At 68.8% G+C, this 23,219-nt stretch carries 17 protein-coding genes; 12 read left to right on the top strand and 5 right to left on the bottom strand.

The genetic code is table 11. The features are described from left to right. The first annotated feature begins 232 nt into the window (after positions 1 to 232). The 4 genes from azu (at position 233) to AC1DSC_RS01465 (ending at position 8,538) form a co-directional block, all read left to right on the top strand. The gene (gene azu / locus AC1DSC_RS01450; RefSeq protein ID WP_012746678.1) at positions 233 to 694 is read left to right on the top strand and encodes an azurin; all 462 of its coding nucleotides are present in this window, start codon (positions 233 to 235) and stop codon (positions 692 to 694) included. A gap of 61 nt (positions 695 to 755) precedes the next feature. Continuing rightward, positions 756 to 3,185, top strand: coding sequence for a UvrD-helicase domain-containing protein (locus AC1DSC_RS01455; RefSeq protein ID WP_062362555.1), 2,430 nt, complete (start codon positions 756 to 758; stop codon positions 3,183 to 3,185). Between the two features lie 131 nt (positions 3,186 to 3,316). Further along, positions 3,317 to 7,021, top strand: coding sequence for a DUF2339 domain-containing protein (locus tag AC1DSC_RS01460; RefSeq protein WP_244883382.1), 3,705 nt, complete (start codon positions 3,317 to 3,319; stop codon positions 7,019 to 7,021). Continuing rightward, the gene (locus AC1DSC_RS01465) at positions 7,018 to 8,538 is read left to right on the top strand and encodes a DUF3999 domain-containing protein (RefSeq protein ID WP_062362548.1); all 1,521 of its coding nucleotides are present in this window, start codon (positions 7,018 to 7,020) and stop codon (positions 8,536 to 8,538) included. The genes AC1DSC_RS01460 and AC1DSC_RS01465 overlap by 4 nt, the downstream gene beginning before the upstream one ends. Positions 8,539 to 8,548: 10 nt before the next feature. On the opposite strand, the gene AC1DSC_RS01470 is transcribed toward AC1DSC_RS01465, so the two are convergent. Genes AC1DSC_RS01470 through AC1DSC_RS01480 form a run of 3 tightly spaced genes read right to left on the bottom strand, consistent with a single transcriptional unit; the run spans position 8,549 to position 10,839 of the window. Continuing rightward, entirely contained in the window at positions 8,549 to 9,373 is an 825-nt protein-coding gene (locus tag AC1DSC_RS01470) for a BPSS1780 family membrane protein (protein WP_018903138.1), read from the bottom strand. 10 nt (positions 9,374 to 9,383) lie between these two features. Next, a complete protein-coding gene (locus AC1DSC_RS01475; protein WP_062362545.1) occupies positions 9,384 to 10,430 on the bottom strand; it encodes a homoserine kinase in 1,047 nt (348 codons plus the stop codon). 43 nt (positions 10,431 to 10,473) lie between these two features. After that, positions 10,474 to 10,839 carry a hypothetical protein gene (locus AC1DSC_RS01480; RefSeq protein WP_062362541.1) on the bottom strand — a complete coding sequence of 122 codons (366 nt, stop codon included), beginning with the start codon at positions 10,837 to 10,839 and terminating at the stop codon, positions 10,474 to 10,476. Between the two features lie 97 nt (positions 10,840 to 10,936). Between AC1DSC_RS01480 and polA the strand changes: the two genes are divergently transcribed. Genes polA through AC1DSC_RS01495 form a run of 3 tightly spaced genes read left to right on the top strand, consistent with a single transcriptional unit; the run spans position 10,937 to position 15,987 of the window. Further along, positions 10,937 to 13,759 (top strand): DNA polymerase I, encoded by a 2,823-nt coding sequence (gene polA, locus AC1DSC_RS01485; protein ID WP_062362538.1) that lies wholly within the window; start codon positions 10,937 to 10,939, stop codon positions 13,757 to 13,759. A gap of 31 nt (positions 13,760 to 13,790) precedes the next feature. Beyond that, complete coding sequence (locus tag AC1DSC_RS01490) at positions 13,791 to 15,077, top strand: M20/M25/M40 family metallo-hydrolase (protein WP_062362536.1); 1,287 nt, start codon at positions 13,791 to 13,793, stop codon at positions 15,075 to 15,077. Between the two features lie 7 nt (positions 15,078 to 15,084). Further along, positions 15,085 to 15,987: a LysR family transcriptional regulator gene (locus AC1DSC_RS01495; protein ID WP_012746687.1), complete on the top strand. Its 903-nt coding sequence runs from the start codon at positions 15,085 to 15,087 to the stop codon at positions 15,985 to 15,987. A gap of 18 nt (positions 15,988 to 16,005) precedes the next feature. Here the strand turns inward: AC1DSC_RS01495 and AC1DSC_RS01500 are convergent, their stop codons facing one another. Next, positions 16,006 to 17,226 carry a D-amino acid dehydrogenase gene (locus AC1DSC_RS01500; RefSeq protein WP_478131769.1) on the bottom strand — a complete coding sequence of 407 codons (1,221 nt, stop codon included), beginning with the start codon at positions 17,224 to 17,226 and terminating at the stop codon, positions 16,006 to 16,008. Positions 17,227 to 17,461: 235 nt separating this feature from the next. Here AC1DSC_RS01500 and AC1DSC_RS01505 point away from each other — a divergent pair, with 235 nt between their 5' ends. The 5 genes from AC1DSC_RS01505 to AC1DSC_RS01525 all read left to right on the top strand — a co-directional run bounded on the left by AC1DSC_RS01505 (position 17,462) and on the right by AC1DSC_RS01525 (position 21,462). Then, positions 17,462 to 18,349: a transporter substrate-binding domain-containing protein gene (locus AC1DSC_RS01505; RefSeq protein ID WP_012746689.1), complete on the top strand. Its 888-nt coding sequence runs from the start codon at positions 17,462 to 17,464 to the stop codon at positions 18,347 to 18,349. Positions 18,350 to 18,368: 19 nt separating this feature from the next. Next, positions 18,369 to 19,106, top strand: a complete 738-nt coding sequence (locus tag AC1DSC_RS01510) for an aspartate/glutamate racemase family protein (protein ID WP_062362530.1) — start codon at positions 18,369 to 18,371, stop codon at positions 19,104 to 19,106. 105 nt (positions 19,107 to 19,211) lie between these two features. Continuing rightward, a complete protein-coding gene (locus AC1DSC_RS01515) occupies positions 19,212 to 20,111 on the top strand; it encodes a dienelactone hydrolase family protein (RefSeq protein ID WP_062362528.1) in 900 nt (299 codons plus the stop codon). Between the two features lie 107 nt (positions 20,112 to 20,218). Further along, the gene (locus tag AC1DSC_RS01520; RefSeq protein ID WP_062362525.1) at positions 20,219 to 21,115 is read left to right on the top strand and encodes a ZIP family metal transporter; all 897 of its coding nucleotides are present in this window, start codon (positions 20,219 to 20,221) and stop codon (positions 21,113 to 21,115) included. Positions 21,116 to 21,249: 134 nt separating this feature from the next. Continuing rightward, positions 21,250 to 21,462: a hypothetical protein gene (locus AC1DSC_RS01525; RefSeq protein ID WP_012746693.1), complete on the top strand. Its 213-nt coding sequence runs from the start codon at positions 21,250 to 21,252 to the stop codon at positions 21,460 to 21,462. Positions 21,463 to 21,468: 6 nt separating this feature from the next. Here the strand turns inward: AC1DSC_RS01525 and AC1DSC_RS01530 are convergent, their stop codons facing one another. Further along, positions 21,469 to 22,929, bottom strand: coding sequence for an N-acyl-D-amino-acid deacylase family protein (locus AC1DSC_RS01530; protein ID WP_062362522.1), 1,461 nt, complete (start codon positions 22,927 to 22,929; stop codon positions 21,469 to 21,471). Positions 22,930 to 23,219 lie beyond the last annotated feature (290 nt).

Here is a 23,219-nt window from a genome sequence, read left to right on the forward strand (position 1 = left end):
AGAAACTTGGGCCCGGTGATTGATTATAGGGAGGTGGCGCCGCGCCTTCCTGCGCGCTTTCGTATAGACCTTATTCGCCAGCCGGTCTGCCCGGCCGGGCCGTATTGGCGAAGCGCGCCCCGCAGCAGTACCATTTGACGCAGATCAGTGCCGCGCGGCGGGCGCGCTCGACAATGCCGCTGGCGCAGCACCTCTTGCGCCCCGTTCATTTCTTCTTCTGGAGACCGTTCCCATGCTTCGCCGCCGCCTCGCCGCCACCGCCGTTCTGGCGCTCGCTTCTCTCGCCGCTTCCTCCGCCTTCGCTGCCGACTGCAGCGTGGAGATCGAAGGCAACGACGCCATGCAGTTCAACAAGCCTGCCATCGAGGTGAGCAAGAGCTGCAAGGAATTCACCGTCAAGCTCAAGCACGCCGGCAAGCTGCCGAAGCAGGCCATGGGCCACAACTGGGTGCTTGCCAAGACGGCCGACGTGCAGGCGGTCGCCGCCGACGGCGTTGCTGCCGGCCTGCCGCAAGATTATGTGAAGGCCGGCGACGCGCGCGTCGTGGCGCACACCAAGGTCGTGGGCGGCGGCGAAAGCGACAGCGTGAGCTTTCCGGTCGCCAAGCTGGGCGCGGCCGACAGCTACACCTTCTTCTGCTCCTTCCCGGGCCATTCGTCGATCATGAAGGGCACGCTGAAACTCGTGAAGTAAAAGAAGGGCGCGGGCAACCCCGCCGCCGCGTCGGGACGCCCCGGCTTCCTACAATGCCGGGATGTCTCTTTTCGGCTCGTACGACGCCACTGCCGGCGCACCCCCATCCCCAGCGGCCGATTCGCCCCTGCTTGCCAACCTCAACCCCGAGCAGCGTGCCGCGGTCACCTTGCCTGCGGGCAATGCGCTGATCCTTGCCGGCGCCGGTTCGGGCAAGACGCGGGTGCTGACCACCCGCATCGCCTGGCTGCTGCAGACCGGCCAGGTCTCCCCCGGCGGCATCCTGGCCGTGACCTTCACCAACAAGGCCGCCAAGGAAATGATGACGCGGCTCACGGCAATGCTGCCGGTCAACGTGCGCGGCATGTGGATCGGCACCTTCCATGGCCTGTGCAACCGCTTTTTGCGCGCGCACTGGAAGCTGGCCAACCTGCCGTCCACCTTCCAGATCCTCGACACGCAGGACCAGCTCTCGGCCATCAAGCGGCTCATGAAGCAGTTCAACGTCGACGACGAGCGCTTTCCGGCCAAGCAGACCCAGTGGTTCATTGCCGGCGCCAAGGAAGACGGCCTGCGCCCGAAGGACGTGGAGATCCGCACGGAAGACGACCGCAAGAAGGTCGAGCTCTACCAGCTCTACGAAGAGCAGTGCCAGCGCGAAGGCGTGGTCGACTTCGGCGAACTCATGCTGCGCAGCTACGAACTGCTGCGCGACAACGACCCGGTGCGCGAGCACTACCAGCGGCGCTTCCGCCACATCCTGATCGACGAGTTCCAGGACACCAACCGCCTGCAGTACGCATGGATCAAGATGCTCTCGGGCAGCACCGCGGCCGGAGGCCAGTTCGTGCCGGGCGAGAACAACAGCGTGATTGCCGTGGGCGACGATGACCAGAGCATCTACGCCTTTCGCGGCGCACGCGTGGGCAACATGGCCGACTTCGTGCGCGAGTTCGATGTGCGCCACCAGATCAAGCTGGAGCAGAACTACCGCAGCTACAGCAACATCCTCGACTCGGCCAACGAGCTCATCAGCCACAACAAGAAGCGCCTGGGCAAGAACCTGCGCACCGACCAGGGCCCCGGCGAGCCGGTGCGCGTGTACGAGTCGCCCACCGACCTGGCCGAGGCGCAGTGGATGGTCGAGGAAATGCGCCAGCTCGTGCGCGACGGCTTCGACCGCAAGGAAATGGCCGTGCTCTACCGCAGCAATGCGCAGAGCCGGGTGATCGAGACGGCGCTCTTCAACGCCTCGGTGCCGTACCGCGTGTATGGGGGCCTGCGCTTCTTCGAGCGCGCCGAAATCAAGCACGCGCTGGCCTACCTGCGCCTGCTCGAGAACAAGGACGACGACACCAGCTTCCTGCGCGTGGTCAACTTTCCGCCGCGCGGCATCGGTGCGCGCACGCTGGAACAGCTGCAGGACGCGGCGCGCACGGCCGGCCGCTCGCTGCACGACGCGGTGCATGCCGTCGGCGGCAAGGCGGGCTCGAACCTCACGGCCTTCGTCGCTAAGATCGACGTGCTGCGCGAGCAGACGCAGGGCGCGAGCCTGCGCGAGATCATCGAGCTGGTGCTCGACCACAGCGGCCTCGTCGAACACTACAAGGCCGACCGCGAAGGCGCCGACCGCATCGAGAACCTGGAAGAACTGGTGAATGCGGCCGAGAGTTTCGTCACGCAGGAAGGCTTCGGCCGCGATGCCGTGGCGCTGCCCATCGACGAACTGCGCCAGTCGCCCGCGAGCCAGGGCCTGGACCCGAACCGGCCCGTCATCGACGAGCCGCTCGCGCCCGATGCCGAAACCGGCGAAACGCTGAGCCCGCTGGCCGCCTTCCTCACGCATGCGGCGCTCGAGTCGGGCGACAACCAGGCGCAGGCCGGGCAGGACGCGGTGCAGCTCATGACCGTCCACGCCGCCAAGGGCCTGGAGTTCGACTGCGTGTTCATCACCGGCATGGAAGAGGGCCTGTTCCCGCACGAGAACTCGATGAGCGACTTCGAGAGCCTCGAGGAAGAGCGCCGCCTGATGTACGTGGCGATCACGCGCGCACGCAAGCGCCTGTACCTGAGCCATTCGCAGACGCGCATGCTGCACGGCCAGACGCGCTACAACGTGAAGAGCCGCTTCTTCGAGGAGTTGCCCGAAGGCGCGCTCAAGTGGCTCACGCCAAAGAACCAGGCCTTCACGCCCTCGGCCTTCGGCTATGGCGGCGGCTATGCGAGCACGCGCGGCGGTGGCGGCAGTTACAGCAGCGGTGGCGGCTACGGCGGCAGCAAGGACACTTTCGCGAGCCCGCCGGTGCCGCCGCAGAAGGCCGCGCCCTCGCACGGCCTGCGCTCGGGCATGCAGGTGTTCCACAACAAGTTCGGCGAAGGCACGGTGCTGTCGCTCGAAGGCAGCGGCGACGACGCGCGCGCGCAGGTCAAGTTTGCGCGCCATGGCGTGAAGTGGCTTGCGCTGTCTGTGGCCAAGCTCACGCCGGTGTGAGCGCGCGCTGCTATTAAACAAATAGCTGAGGCCGCAGTAACCACGGGCTTTTTGAGCGATTTTTAGTCGGGCAACCGCCGTACACTCCATGCTCGCCAAAAACGGGGGAGTTGAGGATGTGGTTCCTTGGCATGATCGCCGGCCTTTTCATCGGGGCCCTGGCTGAATCGGTTCCGGCCGCACTGATCCTGGCGGTGGTCGGCGCGTTCGCGCTGCCGAAGATCATCGGCAAGAAAACCGCCGCCGGACCCGCGCGCAGCGAGGCTGAGAGCGCACAGCCTTCCAGCGGTGCGGCCGCGCCACCCGCAGGCAGCACCTCGACGCTGCAGCAGCGCGTGGCCGAACTCGAACAGCGCGTGAGCCTGCTGGAGCAGCGGCTGGCGCAGGGGGCCGGTGGTGCGGTGGCTGCGCCAGTTGTCGATCAGGCAACTGAGGCCGCGCCGCCCGTGCCGCTTGCCGTGCGGCCCGCGGCAGTGGCCGATGCAGGTGTGGCCGCGGCGCATGTTCCGCTGACGGAGATCCGGCCCGCAGCAATCCAGCCGCCGCCCGAAGCCGCCGCGCCCGCCAGGCCGCCCGCGGCCATGCCGGCAACACCGCGGCGCCCGCCACCGCCGCCACCACCACCGCCGGTCCCGCTGCGCGACCGCCTGCCCGCGCCCATCGCCAACCTGGTCTTCGGCGGCAACATGCTGGTGAAGCTCGGCGTGCTGATCCTCTTCCTGGGGCTGGCCTTCCTGCTGCGCTACACGGCCGAGCGCGTCACGGTGCCTGTCGAGCTGCGCTATGCGGCCGTGGCGCTGGTGGGCGTGGGCCTGCTCGCGCTGGGCTGGCTGCTGCGCCGCAAGCGCACCGGCTACGCGCTGATCCTGCAGGGCGCCGGCATCGGCGTGTTCTACCTGACGACGCTGGCGGCGATGAAGCTGCACGAGCTGCTGCCGCCGACCGCCGGCTTCGCCTTCCTGTTCGGCGTGGCCGTGCTGAGCGCGGTGCTCGCGGTGCTGCAGAACGCGCCGCTGCTGGCCATCGTTGCGGTGCTCGAGGGCTTTGCGGCGCCGGTGCTCGCGTCCACCGGGCAGAACCGGCCGGTGGGGCTTTTTACCTACCTGCTGGTGCTCGACGTGGGCATCGTGCTGATCGCATGGTTCAAGGCCTGGCGCGTGCTGAACCTGATCGGCTTCGTCGGCACCTTCACGCTGGCCGCGGGCTGGGCGCACAGGTACTACACGCCCGACCAGTACGGCATCGTGCAGCCCTTCCTGCTGGTGTTCTTCCTGCTGTTCGTCGCCATCGGCCTGCTGTTCGCGCGCCGCACATTGTTCGACGCGCCGGTGCAGCCCGCGCAGCCGCTGGCCGCGCGTGCGCTCGATACGCTGCGCCGTGCGGGCCGCGTCGACAGCTCGCTGGTGTTCGGCACGCCCATGGTCGCCTTCGGCATGCAGGTGCTGCTGATGCAGCCGTGGGAATACGGCGCGGCGTTCTCGGCCATGGCGCTTGCGGCCTTCTACCTGGTGCTGGGCCGCCTGGTGTTCGCCACGCAGCCCAAGGGCCTCGCGCTGCTGGCGGAGGCCTACGCCATCGTGGGCGTGATCTTCGGCACGCTCGCCATTCCGCTGGGCCTCGAAGGCCGGTGGACCGGTGCGGCCTGGGCCGTGGAAGCGGCCGGCATGTACTGGCTGGGCGCGCGGCAGCAGCGCGTGTATGCGCGCGCCTTCTCGTTCGTGGTGTTTGCCGGCGCCGTGTGGAAGCTGCTCGAAGCCACGCAGCTCGACGCGGCGGCGGGGCATCCGCTGCTGCAGGGATCGGTCATCGGGCCGCTGCTGGTCGCGGTCAGCGGCTTCGCGATGTGGGCGATTCATCGCAGAGCCGGGCTCGACGAAGGCAATGGCTGGGAGGCGCTCGTGGGGACCGCGCTGCCGTGGCTCGGCATGGGTGCGCTCACGCTGCTGCTGTGGCAGTGGTTCACGCCGCCATGGGCAGCGGCGGCCACCGCGGTGCTGGCCTCCATCGCCTTTGCGGTGGCGGTGCGCTTGCAACTGCGCCCGCTGGCTTTCGTGAGCTACGGCATGCAGGCGCTGGCGGTGGCCGGCTTCATCGCCACGCTGCACCAGGCGGTCGACGCGCGCGGCGGCGACGAGGTGCTGGCGAGCGGCTGGCAGGGCGCAGTGGCGGCGAGCCTGATCGCGCTGAGCCTGCTCGGCAGCGCCGCGTGGTCGATGCTGCAGGCGCACCGCGCGGCATTGGTGCGCGGCATCCAGCCGGTGTGGTCGCTGGGCAATGCGATCGCGGTGATCGCGGGCGTGGGCCTGCTGCATCTGGCGATGCTGTTCCAGCTGAGCCTTGCGCAGGCGGCGCTGCTGTGGCCGATCACGGCGACCGTGGTGCTCTGGGTGGCGCTGCGCATCGCGCACGGGCCGCTCGCGGCGCTGGCGGGCGTGCTGCAGCTTGTCTCGGCGCTGCTTCACATCTACGGCCGCATCTTTCATGCCGAAGCCGCGCCGCCGGCTTTCGCGCACCTGGGCTTCTGGACGCCGGTGGTGCTGGGGCTCGCGGCGCTGCTGGCCGGCGGCTGGATCAGCGGCGAAGCAGGGCGGCGCGCCACCGGCGGCGCGGCGGCTCCGCGCAAGCGCTGGATCAACGACTGGTGTGCCCATCCGCTGGCGCTGTGGCTGCCGGTGGTCTGGGGGCTGGGCTGGTGGCTCTTCGGCTGGCTCGACGAAAGTGGCGAGGTACTGCGCCGCAACGGGCTGGCCGCGCACCTGGCCGCGGCCGCGGTGGCGATCGTGCTCGTGACCTCCGCGCTTTCGGCGCTCGTGGCGCACCGTCGCGGCTGGCCGCAGCTCGGCCGCGCGACCTTGGCCACCTTGCCGGACCTCGGCCTGATCGCCGTCCATGCCGTTGCGCTGGCAGCGCCGCTGGTCTACGTGCCGTCGCGTGCGCTCGGCTGGATCGCCTGGCCGCTGGCGCTGCTGTGGCACCTGCGGCTGCTGCATGCGCAAAGGCGCTGGCTGGGCGCATCGGCGCTGGTGCCTTTCCACGTGGCGGGCTTCTGGTTCTTTGTGCTGCTCGCGGCGCGCGAGTGCCAGTGGCAGCTCGGGCGCGTCGGCGCGGAATGGTCGAGCTGGCAATTGCTGGGCTGGGCCATCGTGCCCGCGGTGGCGCTGTGGATGCTGCGCTCGCGCGCGCTGCTGCAGCGCTGGCCGCTGGCCGAATACCGCGCCGCCTACCTCGAAGTCGCGGCGATGCCGGTGGCGGCCTATCTGCTCGCCTGGGCCTGGGTCACCAACGGCGCGAGCCCGGGCGACGCGGCGCCGCTGCCCTACGTGCCGCTCTTGAACCCGCTCGAACTCGCGCAGTGGCTGGTGCTGTTCGCGCTGGTGCTGTGGTGGCGCGCCTTGCCCGAGGCGTCGTTCGCGCGCGTGCAGCCCATGGTGGCGAAGGGCGTGCTCGGCCTCACCGGCCTGGCGCTCCTGACGGGCATGGTGCTGCGCAGCTGCCATCACTATGCGGGCGTCGAGTGGCGCTTCGATGCGCTCTACGCCTCGTGGCTCACGCAGGCGGCGCTTTCGATCACCTGGGCCGTCTGCGGCGTGGCCGCCATGGTGCTCGGCCATGCACGCGGGGTGCGCACCCTGTGGGTCGGCGGCGCGGCGCTGCTTGGCGTTGTGGTGCTGAAACTGTTCTTTGTCGAGTTGGCGGACCGGGGCGGGTTGTTCCGCATCGTGTCGTTCATCGCGGTGGGCGCATTGCTGCTGCTGGTGGGCTATTTCGCGCCCGTGCCGCCAAAGAAGATCGAAAAGGAGAAAGATGTTGTGTTGCCCGAAGGAGGTGCAGCATGAAGCAGAACACGAAGCCGTCGCTTCTCCTGGCGGGTGTTCGCCTCGCCGTGGCCATGGCCGCGGCCTGGTGTGGTGCGGCTGGCGCGCAGCCCGCCACCACCGCGCCCATTGCCCTGCAGGGCAGCGGGCCGTACTACCGGCTCACACTGCCGCTGGGCATCCACGGCCTGGCCGCGCGCAGCGACCTGCGCGACATCCGGGTGCGCAATGCCACCGGCAATGCCGTGCCCTATGCATGGCTGCGCGACGAGGCCGCGGCCCCGCGCTTCAGCTCGAAGGAAGTGCCGATCTTTGCGCTGCCCGCGAGTGCCGCAGATGCATCGGACGATGCATCGCTGGGCTTCAGGGTGCGGCCCGACGGCTCGCTGGCGCTGGCCCGCAGGCCGGCGCGCCAGCAGGCCGAGGCGGCGCAGTGGCTGATCGATGCGAGCCAGCTCAAGGGCGGCCTGCTGCAGGCGCGCTTCGAGGTGGCGCCGGAGGCGCGCGGCCTGTTCGCCTTCAGGCTGGAGGCCAGCGACGACCTGCGGCACTGGCGGCCCGTGGGAGGCGAGGAGCAGCTGGTGCGGCTCGCGCACGGCGGGCAGACCATCGAACGCCTCGCGGTCGAACTGGGCGGCGTGCATGCGCGCTTCCTGCGCCTGCGCTGGAGCGATCCGCAGAACGGCGTGCCGCTGACCGGCGTGGCAATCGACAGCGTGCAGGAGGCCGAACCCGCGGCGCCGCTCCAATGGTCCGGCGCGCTCAAGCCGGAGCGCTGCGGCGCCGACCATTGCGACTACGCACTGCCGCGCGGCCTGCCGGTGGAAGCGCTGCGCATCGACCTGGCCGACGTCAACACGCTGGCGCAGGTCGGCATCTCGGGCCTGCTCGCCGCCACACCGACGGTTCCCGCCGACCCGGCGCCCGTGCCGCGCAATCCGCTCTATGCGCTGCGGCATCGGCAGCGCCCGCCTGTGGCGCCCACCGGCAGCGCGGGCGAGGTGCCGCTGCTCGACACGGTGGTGTACCGCCTTGCGCAAACGGGCGGCGAGGCGCGCTCGCCGGTGCTGGCGCTGGACGGCGCGCGCTACACGCACCTGCGGCTGCGCACCGCCGGACCGGTGAGCCTGCTGGGCGCGGCGCCGCCGTCGATTGTGGTGGGCGCCACGCCGCGCACGCTGGTGTTCCTGGCGCAAGGTGCCGCGCCTTATTCGCTGGCCTGGAATGCCGTGCCGCCGAAGAACGCCGTGCAGGGCGGTCCGCCCGGCGCGGCGCTCGCGCTTGCCACCCTGCTGCCGGGCTACAGCGCGAACAAGCCGGTGGCGGCGGACGAGGCCACCGTCGTGCTGCCGCAGCCGCCGGTGGCCGCCGTCGATGCAGCAGTGGCCGCGGCGGCGCAATTGCCGGTGCCCACGCCGCCGGATCCGGCGCGCAAGTGGTGGCTGTGGGGCGCGCTGGGCATCGGCCTCTTGCTGCTGGCCGGCATGGCCTGGTCGCTGTTCGCGAGCCTGCGCAAGGACAAGCCCGCGGCCGATTGAGGAAGGCGGATCAGCTCGGATCGAAGCTGTCGCGGAAGGTGAACCAGGTGGAGCTCAGCGACATCGCCGCGAGCACCAGCGCCGATCCCACGATCAGCACGTTGCCGATGAGCGCCGCGCCGCCGGCCGCCGCGCCCACGCCGATCAGCACGGTGGCGATGAGCCCCATTCCGATGCCCGCGAGCAGGAACACGCCGAACCACGCCAGCACGAAGAGCGCGTAGGCGCCGAAGTTGCGGAACAGCGCCACCACGCTGAAGAAGATGCTCTTGACCGGTTCCACGCCGTGCCAGTGCACGAGCGCCGGGGCGTGCCACATCGCCAGCGAGAGCGGCAGGTTCAGGCACATGAGGAACATGCGCGCGACCTGGAAGTCGCTGCTCGCGATGGTCTCGGCCGAGGGCATGTCGTCGAGCAGGTAGGCGCGTGCCAGCTGCCCGCCGTCGATGAAGCTCGTGAGCAGCACCGCCACCACGAAATACGCCGCCGAGATCACGCCGAGCTTGACCAGCGAGCGCCACTCGGTGCGCATGGCGGCCGCCACCGCCACGAACATGGCCGAGCCGGTGGGCCGCTGCGCATGGCCGGCGGTGCCGGCACCCTCGGCGTTGTCGGTGTAGGCAATTGAAGTGGCCACCATCAGGCCCAGCGTCATGAAGGGCAGCAGGATCGGCGCCAGCACGCTGCCCACCAGCGGCAGCAGCGACACCGTCGAGATCAGCGCCATCAGCAGGAAGAACAGCGAGATGAAGGCGAGCGGCTGCCGCCAGAAGGTCTTGAGCCCGAGGCGGACCCATTCGGCGCCGGTTCGCGCCGGCACGATGTGGAGTTTCATTCTTGAAGGCTCAGGCGGGCAGCGGCTCGAGCGACTGCGCCATGGCATGCGGATGGGTGGCGCGCTCGCGCAGCACGCGCTCGAAGTGCGCCGGGTCGTGCGGCTTGAGCATGCTGGCTTCGCGCGGCAGGTGAAAGTCCCACAGCCGCGAAATCCAGAAGCGCAGCGCCGCGGCGCGCAGCATGGCGGGCAGCAGGGCGCGCTCGGACGCATTCAGCGGGCGCACGCTTTCATAGGCCGCGAGCAGCGCATCGGCGCGTTCGGCGTCGTGCCGGCCCGTTGAAAGATCGATGGCCCAGTCGTTCAGGCACACGGCCAGGTCGAACAGCCAGGTGTCGGTGCCCGCGAAATAGAAGTCGAACACGCCGGTGAGGCGCGGCGCCGCGCCGGCGTCTTCACCGGTGGCGAACATCACGTTGTCGCGGAACATGTCGGCATGCACCGGGCCGCGCGGCAGCGCCGCGTAGGCCGACGATTCGGCGATGTGGTTTTGATACGCGAGTTCGGCGCTCAGCAGCGCCGCCTGCGATTCGTCCACGTAGGGCAGCACCACCGGCACGGTGTCGTTCCACCATGCGAGGCCGCGCAGGTTCGGCTGGATGCGCGGAAAGTCGCGCGCGGCCAGGTGCATGCGCGCGAGCAGGGCGCCCAGCTCGGCGCAATGGGCCGTGCCCGGCGCGAGCTCGCTGCGGCCCGAGAGCCGCTGCACCAGTGCGGCCGGCTTGCCCGCCACCTTGAGCAGCAGTTCGCACGGGGCGTTCGCGGGAATCGTCAGCGCATGGCCCGAGGGCGGCTGGATGGCCGGATCGGCCACCGGCTCGGGCACCGGCAGGCCGCGGCCCGCCAGGTGCTTCATGAGGCCAAGGTAGTAGGGAAGCTGCTCGGCGCCGAGGCGCTCGAACAGCGTCAGCACGAACTCGCCGCTTTCGGCGGTCGCGAAGTAGTTGGTGTTCTCGATGCCGCCCTCGATGCCGCGCAGCTCGCGCAGCGGGCCGAGGCCCAGGCGCTGCACGAGCGCGTCCGCCTCGCCGAACTCGACTTCGGTAAAAACTGCCATGGCGGTGCTCAGCGTCTTGCTGCAGTTGGAAGGCGCGGCACGGTCAGAACTTCATCACGTTCCAGACCCGGGCGCCGTTGCCGTTCGAGTTGGCATCGCCGGAACCCGCACGCGCGCCTGGATCGTTGGGCCGCACCTCGTAGCCCGGCACGTTGGCCTTGGGCTTCACGTTGATGCTCTGCGTGCGGCCGCCGTAGCGCACTTCGTCGACCGAGGCGCCGCTGTCTTCCGTGTGGATGTGCTCGACCTTCTGGTTGCGGCGGCCCTCGGCCTGCTCCTGATTTTGTAGCGGCTCGGCCGGCGCAGGCGTTGCGGCGGGCGCGGGCTGCGCCTGGACGGCGGCAACGGGGACGGCAAAGGCCAGCGCCAGCAGGATGCGGCGGGCGACCAGGAGTGTGGGGCTAGGCATGGAGGGATTGTAGGCGCGGGGGCGCTTTCGGCGTGTCGGCGGGCGGCGCTTGCAGGCGTGGTTCGGGATGCCGGTCCGGGCACGGCAAAATGGCCCGATGACCGACAAGAAAACGCTGCTGCTCGTCGATGGCTCGAGCTATCTCTACCGCGCCTTCCATGCCATGCCCGACCTGCGGGCCGTGCCCGGCGATCCGAAGAGCCCGGCGACCGGCGCCATCCGCGGAATGATCAACATGATGACGGCGCTGCGCCGCGAGGTGCGCGCCGACTATGCGGCCTGCATCTTCGATGCGCCCGGCAAGACCTTCCGCGACGACCTGTATCCCGAATACAAGGCCAACCGCTCCCCCATGCCCGACGACCTGCGCAGCCAGATCGACCCCATCCACGAGGTGGTCAAGCTGATGGGCTGGCCGGTGCTGTGCGTGCCCGACATCGAGGCCGACGACGTGATCGGCACGCTCGCCAAGACCGCGGCGCAGCAGGGCGTCGAGGTGATCGTTTCGAGCGGCGACAAGGACCTGAGCCAGCTGGTGGACGAGCACATCACCATCATCGACACGATGAACGGCAAGAAGCGCGACGTGGCGGGCGTCACGTCGGAGTTCGGCGTGCCGCCCAACCTGATGATCGACTACCAGACGCTGGTCGGCGATGCGGTCGACAACGTGCCCGGCGTCGAGAAGGTCGGCCCCAAGACAGCCGCCAAATGGCTGCTCGAGTACGGTTCGCTCGATGCACTGATCGAGCGCGCCGCGGAGGTCAAGGGCCAGGCGGGTGAAAACCTGCGCAAGGCCTTGGACAAGCTCCCGCTGAGCCGCCAGCTCGTCACCATCCGCACCGATTGCGACCTGGCCGCGCACGTCGCCGGCCTGCCTTCGCTCGAAGGCCTGCCGGTGGGCGCGCCGCAGACCGCCGAGCTCAAGCCTTTCTACGAGCGGTTCGGCTTCAAGAGCCTGGTCAAGTCGATCGAGGCGCTGGAAGTGCCGCCCGAGCTGATCGAGGAGAACATCAAGAAGCAGATGGCCCGCGGCGCCGCTGCGAGCGCCGACCAGGGCGGCCTGTTCGACGAATCGGCCGAACTCGGCGCGCTGGAGGCCGCTGCGCCCGCGAGCAACCTGAAGTACGAGACGATCACGACTTGGGCCCAGTTCGACGCCTGGCTCGCAAAGCTGGAAGCCGCGGACCTGGCCGCCATCGACACCGAGACCACGTCGCTCGATGAAATGGTCGCGCAGATCGTGGGCGTGAGCTTCAGCGTCGAGCCCGGCGAGGCGGCCTACATTCCACTGGCGCACAACTACCCCGATGCACCCGCGCAGCTGCCCATCGACGAGGTGCTCGCCAGGCTCAAGCCCTGGCTCGAAAACCCCGCGAAGAAAAAACTCGGCCAGCACATCAAGTACGACCGCCATGTGTTCGCCAACCACAGCATCGAGGTGCAGGGCTATGCGCACGACACCATGCTGCAGAGCTACGTGCTCGAGGCGCACCGTCCGCACGGGCTTGCGAGCCTGGCCGAGCGCCACCTGGGCCGCAGCGGCATCTCGTACGAAGACCTGTGCGGCAAGGGCGCGCACCAGATCCCGTTCAGCCAGGTCGACATCGCCAAGGCCGCCGAATATTCGTGCGAGGACAGCGACCAGACGCTCGACGTCCACCTGGCGCTGTGGCCGCAGATCGAGCGCGACGAGAAGCTGCGCTTCATCTACCAGCTCGAGATGGATTCGAGCGAGGCGCTCTACCGCGTCGAGCGCAACGGCGTGCTGATCGATGCGCCCACGCTGGCCGCGCAGAGCCACGAGCTCGGCACGCGCATCATGGCGCTCGAGCAGGAGGCCTACGAGATCGCGGGCCAGCCCTTCAACCTGGGTTCGCCCAAGCAGATCGGCGAGATCTTCTTCACCAAGCTGGGCCTGCCGGTGGTCAAGAAGACGCCGAGCGGCGCGCCGAGCACCGACGAGGAAGTGCTCGAGAAACTGGCCGAGGACTATCCGCTGCCGGCCAAGATCCTCGAGCACCGCGGCCTGTCCAAGCTCAAGGGCACCTACACCGACAAGCTCGGCCAGCTCGCCAACCCGCGCACCGGCCGCGTCCACACGCACTATGCGCAGGCGGTGGCGGTGACGGGGCGGCTGTCGAGCAACGACCCCAACCTGCAGAACATCCCGATCCGCACGCCCGAAGGCCGCCGCGTGCGCGAGGCCTTCATTGCACCGGCCGGCAGCGTGATCGCGAGCGCCGACTACTCGCAGATCGAGCTGCGCATCATGGCCCACATCAGCGGCGACGAGTCGCTGCTGCGCGCCTTCAGGGAGGGCATCGACGTGCACCGCGCCACCGCGGCGGAGGTGTTCGGCGCCACGCCCGACCAGGTGTCGAGCGAGCAGCGCCGCTATGCCAAGGTGATCAACTTCGGGCTCATCTACGGCATGAGCAGCTTCGGCCTGGCGCGCAACCTGGGCATCGAGACCAAGGCCGCGGCCTCCTACATCGACCGCTACTTTGCGCGCTATCCGGGCGTGAAGGCGTACATGGACGAGACCAAGGCGCTGGCCAAGGAAAAGGGCTATGTCGAGACCGTGTTCGGCCGGCGCCTCTACCTGCCCGAGATCAATTCGCCCAACGGCCCGCGCCGCGGCGGCGCCGAGCGCGCGGCCATCAACGCGCCGATGCAGGGCACGGCGGCCGACCTCATCAAGCTCAGCATGATCAAGGTACAGAACGTGCTTGACGAAGAGAAGCGCGCCACCCGCATGATCATGCAGGTGCACGACGAACTGGTGTTCGAGGTGCCCGAGGCAGAGATCGAATGGGTGCGCACCGAAATCCCGCGCCTGATGGCCGGCGTGGCCGAACTCAAGGTGCCGCTGCTGGCCGAGATCGGCATCGGTCCCAACTGGGACAAGGCGCACTGATCAACCGACGAAAGAAAGAAGAAGCACGCACATGACATTCCAGCCCCGCAAATTCCTGCTCGCCGCCGTTTGCGCCGCCTGCCTGGGCACCGCGTTTGCCGCCCCCGATGCCCGCATCGCCTCGCTGGCCGCCAAGGAAAAGCTCGCGCTGCTCGAGACGCTGAAGGAGCTGGTCTCGATCGAATCGGGCAGCCGCGACCTCGAAGGCCTGGAGAAGATCTCCGACCTCATCGCCGCAAAGTTCAAGGCCATGGGCGGCGAGGTCGAGCTCGTCGACACCAGCGCCGAGGCCTACCGCATGGAAGACACGCCCGAGAAGATCGGCCGGGCGGTGCGCGCCACCTTCAAGGGCACGGGCAAGAAGAAGATCATGCTCATCGCGCACATGGACACGGTCTACACCGTGGGCATGCTCGACAAGCAGCCGTTCCGCGTCGAAGGCGACAAGGCCTATGGCCTGGGCATTGCCGACGACAAGCAGGGCGTGGCCGTCATCACGCACACGGTCGCGATGCTGCAGGCGCTGAAGTTCAAGGACTACGGCACGCTCACGGTGCTCATCAACGGCGACGAGGAAATCAGCTCGCCCGGTTCGCGCGCGCTCATCACGCGGCTGGGCAGCGAGCACGACGCGGTGCTGTCGTTCGAGGGCGCATCGGTCAAGGAAGACAAGCTCTCGCTGGCCACCGCGGGCATTGCCTCGGTTTCGCTCAACGTCACGGGCAAGGCCTCGCATGCAGGCTCGGCGCCGGAGCTGGGCGTGAATGCGCTCTACGAGCTGTCGCACCAGATCCTGCAGATGCGCGACCTGTCCGACCCGGCCACCGGGCTCAAGATGAACTGGACCATCTCGCGTTCGGGCAGCAACCGCAACGTGATTCCGGCCAGCGCCACCGCGGGCGCCGATGTGCGCGTGCTCAAGGTGAGCGACTACGACCGCATTGAGCAGCAGGTGCAGGAGCGCGTGAAGAAGCAGCTGATCCCGGAGGCCAAGGTCGCGATGAAGTTCGAGCGCCGCCGTCCGCCGCTCGAAGCCACCGATGCCTCGCTCGCGCTTGCCAAGCACGCGCAGCAGATCTACAAGGACGAGCTCGGCCGGCCGCTGGGCGCCGACGACAAGGTGGCCGGCGGCGGCACCGATGCCGCCTTTGCCGCGCTCAAGACCAAGGCGCCGGTGGTGGAGCGCTTCGGCCTGCAGGGCTTCGGCGCGCATTCGGCCGATGCCGAGTACGTGCTGGTCGACTCCATCGAGCCGAGGCTCTATCTTGCGACCCGCATGGTGATGGACCTCTCCCGCAGCAAGATCGCAGGCAACTGAGCCGGCCATGCGCCTGCGCCACATCGAAGTTTTCAACGCGATCATGCTCACGGGCAGCGTGAGCGCGGCGGCGCGGCTCATCAACATCACGCAGCCGGCGGTGAGCCGCACCTTGCAGCATGCCGAACTGCAGCTGGGCTTTCCGCTGTTCCAGCGCGCCAAGGGCCGGCTCACACCGACCACCGAGGCGCTCACGCTGTATCCGCACATCGAGCGGCTGTTTGCGCAGCTCGACGAGGTGCAGCGCCTCGCGGCCAACCTGCGCGCGGGCAGCGACACCGGCGAGCTGCGCATCCTGAGCGTGCTGGCGCTGAGCTACGAGGTGCTGCCGCGCGCGCTCAAGGCCTTCCGCGAGAAGCACCCGGGCTATGCGATCACGGTGGAATCGCTGCACTCGCCGCAGATCATGTCGGCGCTGTTGCTGCAGGAGGCCGACGTGGGTTTTGTCTTCAGCCCCGCGGTGCATCCCTCGCTCACGCAGGAAACCTTGGCCGACACGCGCATGGTGTGCATCGCGCCCAAGGGCATGCTGCCGCGCGCGCTGGTGCGCAACGGCTCGGTGGCGCTGCACGACTTGGTCGACCGGCCGGTCATCGGGCTCGACAGCCGCGATCCGGTGGGCACCAGCCTGAGCCAGGCCTGCCGCCAGGCGGGCGTCGGCTTCCAGCAGGCGGTGGTCACGGTGCAGACTTACCACGCCGCCCTGTCGATGGCGCACCACGGCCTCGGCGTGGCGCTGGTCGACGGCTGCACGGCCCGCTCGGCGGACGCCGCCAAGGTCGACGTGCTGGCGCTGGAGCCGCACATTCCGGTGCCGGTGCGCGCCCTGCGCTTTGCGGGCAAGCCCGATTCGGTGGCAGTGCGCGGCATCACGCGCTGCATGCGCGAGGCGATCGAGCAGGCCGTCTGACACCGCTGGCGCGGCAACTCAGGAAGCCGCGGGCTCCAGCGCCTCGGCAATCCGCTGTGCCGAGCCGAAAGCCAGCGTGAAGCCCAGTGCGCCATGCCCCGTGTTGAACAGCATGTTCGCGGGCGCGCTCGCCAGCCGCCCGATGATCGGCAGCCCCTTGGGCGTGGCCGGCCGCATGCCGGTCCACGGATGCAGCTCCTCGAGCCGGCTTGCATGCGGGAACACGGCGCGCGTGGCGGCAGCCAGCGTCTCGATGCGCGTGGCCGGGATGCTCGCGTCGTGCCCCACCAGTTCCGCCATGCCCGCCACGCGCAGCCGCGAGCCGATGCGCGCGAACACCACCTTGCGGGCGCTGTCGGTCACGTTCACCGTGGGCGCGGCGCCGGGCGAGGGGTCGACCTCCACCGTGATGCTGTAGCCCTTGAGCGGATACACCGGCAGGTAGGCGCCCAGCGCGCGCCCGAGCCTGTGTGACGCCGAGCCCAGCGCCATCACGAAGGCATCGGCCTCGATGTCGCCGGCGCTCGTCTGCACCGCCGCCACCCGGCCGTTGCTGCGCGCGGAGCCATGCACGTCGGTGCCGAGCAAAAAGCGCACGCCGCGCGCGCCGAGCACCCGCTGCAGTTCGGCGCAGACCTTGAGGCAGTCGGCCGCGCATTCGCTCGGCGTGTAGACGGCGCCCGCCATCTGGCCGCGGTAGTCCGCGAGCGCGGGTTCGATGGCGGCGCATTCGTCGGGCGAGACGATGCGCTGCTCGCTGCCCATGGCGCGCTGCAGTTCGAGCTGCGCGCGTGCGCCGTCGAGCGAGGCTGCGCTGGCGTACAGCACCAGCTTGCCGGTGGCGGAAAAGTCGCAGTCGGGTGCCACGTCGGCCTGCATTTCCTCGAAGCCGGTGCGGCTGAGCGCGGCCAGCGCGAGCAGTTGGGCGGTGGTGCCGCGGGAGGTCTGCGCATTGCAGGCTGCCAGGAAGGCCAGGCCCCAGCGCCACTGGAGCGGGTCGAGCTGGGGCCGCAGCTTGAGCGGCGACGTGGGCGAGAGCAGCAGCTTGGGCAGCTGCTTCCAGATCGATGGATCGGCCAGCGGCTGCACGTACGAGTAGCTGAGCTGCGCGCCGTTGCCGCCGCTGGCGCCCGCACCGGGGGCGGCGCGGTCGACGACCGTGACCTGGTGGCCCCGGCGTTCGAGCTGCCAGGCGGTGGCCAGGCCCACGATGCCGGCACCGAGCACACACACATGCATGGAGGCAGCTTTCCGAAGAGGGAGTGAAGAGGGGACGGCATCGACTGTAGGTGCGCGCCGCGCCGGCCGGAAATGCCAAAAGCGCGGTGGCCCATAGCCAAAGCGCATGCCCCGTCCGTCCGCCTGCCTTAACCCATAACCTTTGGGTATGGCCTAGGGTTCATTTGGAATTGTCGCGATGTGTCACTCCTTCTTACACTGGCTGTTCTGTTCAACCAACCTGAAGAAGGCTCGCATGAAACTCTCCGCATTGATGGCTGCCGCTGCCGTGGTGCTGCTTACCGCCACGGGCGTCCAGGCCGCCGACACGCTGGCCAAGATCGCCGAGTCCGGCAAGATCACGCTCGCCTACCGCGAGTCGTCGGTGCCCTTCAGCTACCTGGACGGCCCCAACAAGCCGATCGGATTCTCGGTCGAACTCTCCAACGCCGTGGTCGAGGCGGTGAAGAAGAAGCTCAACAAGCCCAGCCTGCAGGTGCAGCTGATGCCGGTGACCTCGCAGAACCGCATTCCGCTCATCACCAACGGCACCGTCGACCTGGAGTGCGGCTCCACCACCAACAACAGCGCGCGCGGCAAGGACGTGGCCTTTGCCGTGAACCATTTCTACACCGGCACGCGCCTGCTGGTGAAGAAGTCCTCGAAGATCAAGGACTACGCCGACCTCGCCAAGAAGACGGTGGCCAGCACCACCGGCACCACCAATGCGCTGGTCATGCGCAAGTACAACACCGAGAAGAACCTCGACATGGACATCGTGCTCGGCAAGGACCACGCCGATGCCTTCCTGCTCGTGGAAAGCGACCGCGCCGTGGCGTTTGCAATGGACGACATCCTGCTGTTCGGCCTGATCGCCAACGCCAAGAACCCGGCCGACTACGAGGTGGTGGGCGAGCCGCTGCAGGTCGAGCCCTATGCCTGCATGCTGCCCAAGGACGACCCGGCCTTCAAGAAGCTGGTGGACGACACCTTCATCGGCATGATGAAGAGCGGCGAGTTCGAGAAGCTCTACAACAAGTGGTTCATGTCGCCGATCCCGCCGAAGAACGTGCCGCTGAACCTGCCCATGAGCCAGCAGCTCAAGGACAACATCAAGGCGCCTTCCGACAAGCCAGCGACCTGACCCACGGACGGACCGGACCATGGCTTCCACGAACGTAGTCGGCATCCTGGGCGGCATGGGCCCTGCGGCGGGAGCCGATTTCGTCCGGCTGTTCGTGCAGGCCTGCGCGCAGCAGATGCGCGCGCGCGGGGAGCCGGTGCGGGACCAGTCCTTTCCGGAGCACTGGCTCGCGCAGGTGCCGGTGCCCGACCGCACCGATGCGCTGGGCTCGGCCGAGAACGGCGCGCACCAGCCGCTCGAGCCGATGCTGCAGGCGCTCGGGCGGCTTGCCGCGCTGGGCAGCCAGGCGGTGGCCATTGCCTGCAACACCGCGCATGCCTGGCATGCCCGGCTGCAGGAACGCTTTCCGCAGGTCGAGTTGCTGCACATGGCACGCGAGGTGGCGCTGCATCTGGCCGCGCAGGGCACGGGCAGCGTGGCGCTGATGGCCACCGAAGGCACCTACCGCGTGCGGCTCTACGAACAGGCGCTGGCCGAGGCGGGGCTCGACTGCCATGTGCCGCTGGCCGAGGAGCGCCGCATCATCACGCGCGGCATCTTCGACGGCGTCAAGGCCGGCAACATGCAGCTCGCCGAGGCCTGTTTTTCTCAGGTGGCGCTGCGGCTCGCAGAGCGCCACGGGCCGGTCACCATCATCATGGGCTGCACCGAGGTTCCGCTCGGGCTGCAGGGCTCGGCCGCCGTGGCCGGGCTGAGCCTGGTCGACCCGGCACAGGTGCTGGCCGCCGCACTGGCGCGCCGCGCCTACCGCGACTAGCAAGCAACCCTGCCGGCAGACGGGGCTGGCTGATTTCGCCTACATTGCGGCGTGCGTTTTTCGTGCATGCCGTCCTTGTCCGACGATTCAACTGGAGCCCTACCCATGTCCCTTCGCGACGACAGCCGTTCCGATTTCGATTCGCTTCGCCCCGGCCAGAGCACCGAGCAGGGCGCCACGCGGCGCACCGCGCTCAAGGCCGCCATTGGCGTGGGCTACGCGGCTGCGGTCATGCCGGTCGTGGCGCAGACTGCCATCAGCACCTCGGCCGAAGGCCTGAAGGCCGGCCCCGTCAAGTACACCGTCAATGGCTTCGAGGTGCCGGCCTATACGGCCGCGCCGGCCGGCAAGACCGGCCTGCCCGTGATCCTGGTGGTGCAGGAGATCTTCGGCGTGCACGAATACATCGCCGACACCTGCCGCCGCTTCGCCCAGCTCGGCTACCTGGCCATTGCGCCCGAGCTCTATGCGCGCCAGGGCGATGCCAAGAGCTACACCGACATTCCCAAGCTGCAGGCAGACATCGTGAGCAAGGTGCCCGATGCGCAGGTGCTGGCCGACCTCGACGGCGCGCTCGCGTACGCCGCGGCCAACGGCGGCAACGTGGCCAAGGCGGGCATCACCGGCTTCTGCTGGGGCGGGCGCTTCGTGTGGCTCTACGCGGCCACCGGCAAGGTCAAGGCCGGCGTGGCCTGGTACGGCCGGCTGGTCGGCCAGCCGAGCCAACTCACGCCCAGGCATCCGATCGACGTCGCGGCCAGCCTGCAGGCGCCGGTGCTCGGCCTCTACGGCGGCAAGGACCAGGGCATCCCCCTTGACACGGTTGATAAGATGAAAGCCGCCCTCGCCACCGGAACCCCGGCGGCCAAGGCTTCGAGCTTCGTCGTGTATCCCGAAGCAGGCCACGCGTTCCATGCCGACTACCGCCCGAGCTACGTGAAGAGCGCGGCCGAAGACGGATGGCAGCGCGCCACGGCCTGGTTCAAAGCCAATGGCGTCGCCTGACGGGCAGCCAGCAGCCACCCTCCGCCGAAGGCCGTCCCCGTGACGGCCTTTTCTCTTTTTATGAACGGTATCGGGCATCGATGCCCATCGACATTGCGCAAGCAGCTATGAATTTGATAGTGATCATCGCGGCGACCCTGGTGGCCGGCATCGGAAGCGTGTGGCTGGCCGCATTGCTCTTGCGCGTGGGCGTTCGCAACGGTTCGGGCGGCGTGAATTCGCAGCACCTGCTGAGCCTGGCCGCAGGCGCGCTGCTGGCCACCGCGTTCATGCACCTGTTGCCCGAAGCCTTCGAAAGCCGCATCGAGCCCGCGCTGCTGTTCGGCGTGCTGCTGTTCGGCCTGGTGTTCTTCTTCCTGCTCGACAAGGCCGAGCTCTGGCACCACGGGCACGAGCACCATCACGGCGATCACGGCGATCACGGCGATCACGGCCATGGCCACGACCACGGCCACCACCACGGCCATGCGCATGCCCACGCGCCCCGCACCGGCGGCGGCTGGGCCGTGCTCACCGGCGACAGCGTGCACTGCTTCGGCGACGGCATCCTGATTGCGTCGGCCTTCATCGCGGACATACGCCTCGGCCTGGTGGCGGCCGTGGCCGTGCTGGCGCACGAGGTGCCGCACCACATCGGCGACCTGGTCGTGCTGCGCCAGAGCTCGGCCAACCAGCGCGCGGCGCTCGTCAAGGTGTCGCTGGCCGGCACCATGACCATGCTCGGCGGCATCGTGGGATGGTGGCTGGTCGACCAGCTGCACGGCTGGCTGCCGTACTTCCTGGTGCTGGCCAGCAGCAGCTTCGTCTACGTGGCGCTGGCCGACCTGATTCCCCAGCTGCAGAAGCGGCTGCCCGCGCGGCAGACCGCGGCGCAGATCGTGTGGCTGGTGGTGGGCATCGCGCTGGTCACGCTGGTGAGCCGGCTCGCGCACGGCGAGCACGGCCACGGCGACCATGGCCAGGACGAAGGCCACGGGGAACATGGCCACGTCCACAAGGACTGAGAGCAGGGCGGCCAGGCCGCCGGCGCCGGTGCAGCGAAACTTTCCGACACCGACGCCGCGCCTGAGGTGAACCGGAATGGCCGAAACAGGCGCACTATAGGGGTTCGTTCCGTATTCAGCCTGAGGAGCCGATCATGATTCACGTCGACGCCACCGCGCGTTCCGCCTCGTCGTCCGACGAAGACGACGACAACACGCCAGCCGACGACTTCGAGGAGACCGACAGCGAAATCTCCGACGACCTGTCGGAGGAAACCGGCATCGATCTCACCGATGCGAGCGAGCTCGACGCCGACAACGTTCCGGCCGACGAGGAGTTCGACCGCGTGATGAACGCCCCCGACTGATCCCCGTCAGGCCTTCGCGTCGCGCCGCGTGATCACCTGCCCGTTGCGCGCGCCGCTGTGCGCGCCGTGCTGCCAGGTGACGGCGCCGTTCACGATCACCGCATCGATGCCTTCGGCCGGCAAGGTCGGCGACGCGTAGCTGGCCGTGTCGCGCACCGCCTGGGCATCGAAGATCACCACGTCCGCATGGTGGCCCGGCTTCAGCGCGCCGCGCTCGTGCAGCCCGAAGTTGCGCGCGGTGAGCCCGGTCATCTTCCACACCGCCGTCTCCAGCGGAAACAGGCCGACGTCGCGGCTGTAGTGGCCCAGCACGCGCGGGAAGGTGCCCCATAGCCGCGGATGCGGCTTCTCGCCGAGCGGAATGCCGTCGGAGCCGATCATGGTGTCCTCGAAGGCGAGGATGCGCTGCACGTCGTCCTCGTCCATCATGAAATAGATCGCGCTGCCCGGCGAAAGCCGCTTGGCCGCCTCTTCGCCGGACACGCCCCATTCGACCGCGATGTCCTTCAGGTCGCGCCCGGCGCATTCGGGGTGCGGCACGCTCGATGCAATCAGCACGCGGCCGTCCATCATGCCGCGGTCGGTGCGGATCATGGTGGAGCCTGCCGTGTAGGGATAGCAGTCGAGCCCGATGCACTGGTGGCGCATCGCTTCCTTGATGAAGGGCAGCGTGACCTTGCTCTTGCCGAAGTTCTGCGCGTTCTGCACCTTGTGGTGCGACACCACCACGGGAATGCCGAGCGCGCGGCCGATGTGGAAGGTTTCTTCGAGCGACTCCATCACGCGGTCGGCCTCGTCGCGCATGTGCGTCACGTAGAGCGCCTTGCGCGCGCTGAGCGGGCGGGCGACCTCGATGATCTCCTCGGTCGTCGCCTTGACGGCCGGTGGGTAGAAGGTGCCGGTCGACAGGCCGATGGCGCCGGCCTGCATCGCTTCCTCGACCAGGGCCTGCATGGCGGCAATCTCGCTGTCGTTGGCGGGTCGGTCGAGGTCGGACATGACCACGGCGCGCAGGGTCGAGTGCCCCACCATCGCGGCCACGTTCACGGACGATGGCGTGGCGCGCAGCGCATCGAGGTAGGCCGCGAAGCTCGTGAAGCGTCCCGCGGCCGGCGACTCGAGCAGGCTCAGCGGCATCGGCAGCTCCATGTCTTCGCGCAGCGGCGCGGCGCTGATGCCGCAGTTGCCCGCGATCACGGTGGTCACGCCCTGCGACACCTTGAACGGCATCTGCGCCTGCGACAGCACGGCCTGGTCGTCGTGCGTGTGCGAGTCGATGAAGCCGGGCGCGACAATGCGGCCGGTGGCGTCGAGCGTCCGGTCGGCGGTGTGGCCTGCAAGATTGCCGATGGCGGCGATGCGGCCGCGGGCAATGCCTACGTCGGCCTCGAAGCGCGGCGCCTTGGTGCCGTCGATCACGGTGCCGCCGCGGATCAGCAGGTCGTAGTGGTTTTTGAGTGTGCTCATGCGAGGCCTTTCATGTTTTCAAGGACGTTTGTTTGGGGCGCTCTTGTTCGGGGCGCGTGCACAGGCCACCGGGTACTCCCCTCCGCGAATGTCCCCCGGCCTGCGGCCTCCTCCTTGATTTCGCTGCGGGGAGCACCCGATGCCCTGTGCACCTGGGCACGCTCTGGGTGTACCGCTGATCGACGACTGCTCTGTCCAACGCACCCGCTGATGGGGTGCCTTGCGCAGCGAAATCAAGGGGGAGGCCGCAGGCCGGAGGACATTCGCGGAGCAAGGTACCCCGTCGGCGG

Source organism: Variovorax sp. 01N425, from assembly GCF_056399465.1.

Coding starts and splice junctions, on each gene's coding strand:
- azu (WP_012746678.1), top strand. CDS start 233: ATGCTTCGCCGCCGCCTCGCCGCCACCGCCGTTCTGGCGCTCGCTTCT.
- AC1DSC_RS01455 (WP_062362555.1), top strand. CDS start 756: ATGTCTCTTTTCGGCTCGTACGACGCCACTGCCGGCGCACCCCCATCC.
- AC1DSC_RS01460 (WP_244883382.1), top strand. CDS start 3,317: ATGATCGCCGGCCTTTTCATCGGGGCCCTGGCTGAATCGGTTCCGGCC.
- AC1DSC_RS01465 (WP_062362548.1), top strand. CDS start 7,018: ATGAAGCAGAACACGAAGCCGTCGCTTCTCCTGGCGGGTGTTCGCCTC.
- AC1DSC_RS01470 (WP_018903138.1), bottom strand. CDS start 9,373: ATGAAACTCCACATCGTGCCGGCGCGAACCGGCGCCGAATGGGTCCGC.
- AC1DSC_RS01475 (WP_062362545.1), bottom strand. CDS start 10,430: ATGGCAGTTTTTACCGAAGTCGAGTTCGGCGAGGCGGACGCGCTCGTG.
- AC1DSC_RS01480 (WP_062362541.1), bottom strand. CDS start 10,839: ATGCCTAGCCCCACACTCCTGGTCGCCCGCCGCATCCTGCTGGCGCTG.
- polA (WP_062362538.1), top strand. CDS start 10,937: ATGACCGACAAGAAAACGCTGCTGCTCGTCGATGGCTCGAGCTATCTC.
- AC1DSC_RS01490 (WP_062362536.1), top strand. CDS start 13,791: ATGACATTCCAGCCCCGCAAATTCCTGCTCGCCGCCGTTTGCGCCGCC.
- AC1DSC_RS01495 (WP_012746687.1), top strand. CDS start 15,085: ATGCGCCTGCGCCACATCGAAGTTTTCAACGCGATCATGCTCACGGGC.
- AC1DSC_RS01500 (WP_478131769.1), bottom strand. CDS start 17,226: ATGCATGTGTGTGTGCTCGGTGCCGGCATCGTGGGCCTGGCCACCGCC.
- AC1DSC_RS01505 (WP_012746689.1), top strand. CDS start 17,462: ATGAAACTCTCCGCATTGATGGCTGCCGCTGCCGTGGTGCTGCTTACC.
- AC1DSC_RS01510 (WP_062362530.1), top strand. CDS start 18,369: ATGGCTTCCACGAACGTAGTCGGCATCCTGGGCGGCATGGGCCCTGCG.
- AC1DSC_RS01515 (WP_062362528.1), top strand. CDS start 19,212: ATGTCCCTTCGCGACGACAGCCGTTCCGATTTCGATTCGCTTCGCCCC.
- AC1DSC_RS01520 (WP_062362525.1), top strand. CDS start 20,219: ATGAATTTGATAGTGATCATCGCGGCGACCCTGGTGGCCGGCATCGGA.
- AC1DSC_RS01525 (WP_012746693.1), top strand. CDS start 21,250: ATGATTCACGTCGACGCCACCGCGCGTTCCGCCTCGTCGTCCGACGAA.
- AC1DSC_RS01530 (WP_062362522.1), bottom strand. CDS start 22,929: ATGAGCACACTCAAAAACCACTACGACCTGCTGATCCGCGGCGGCACC.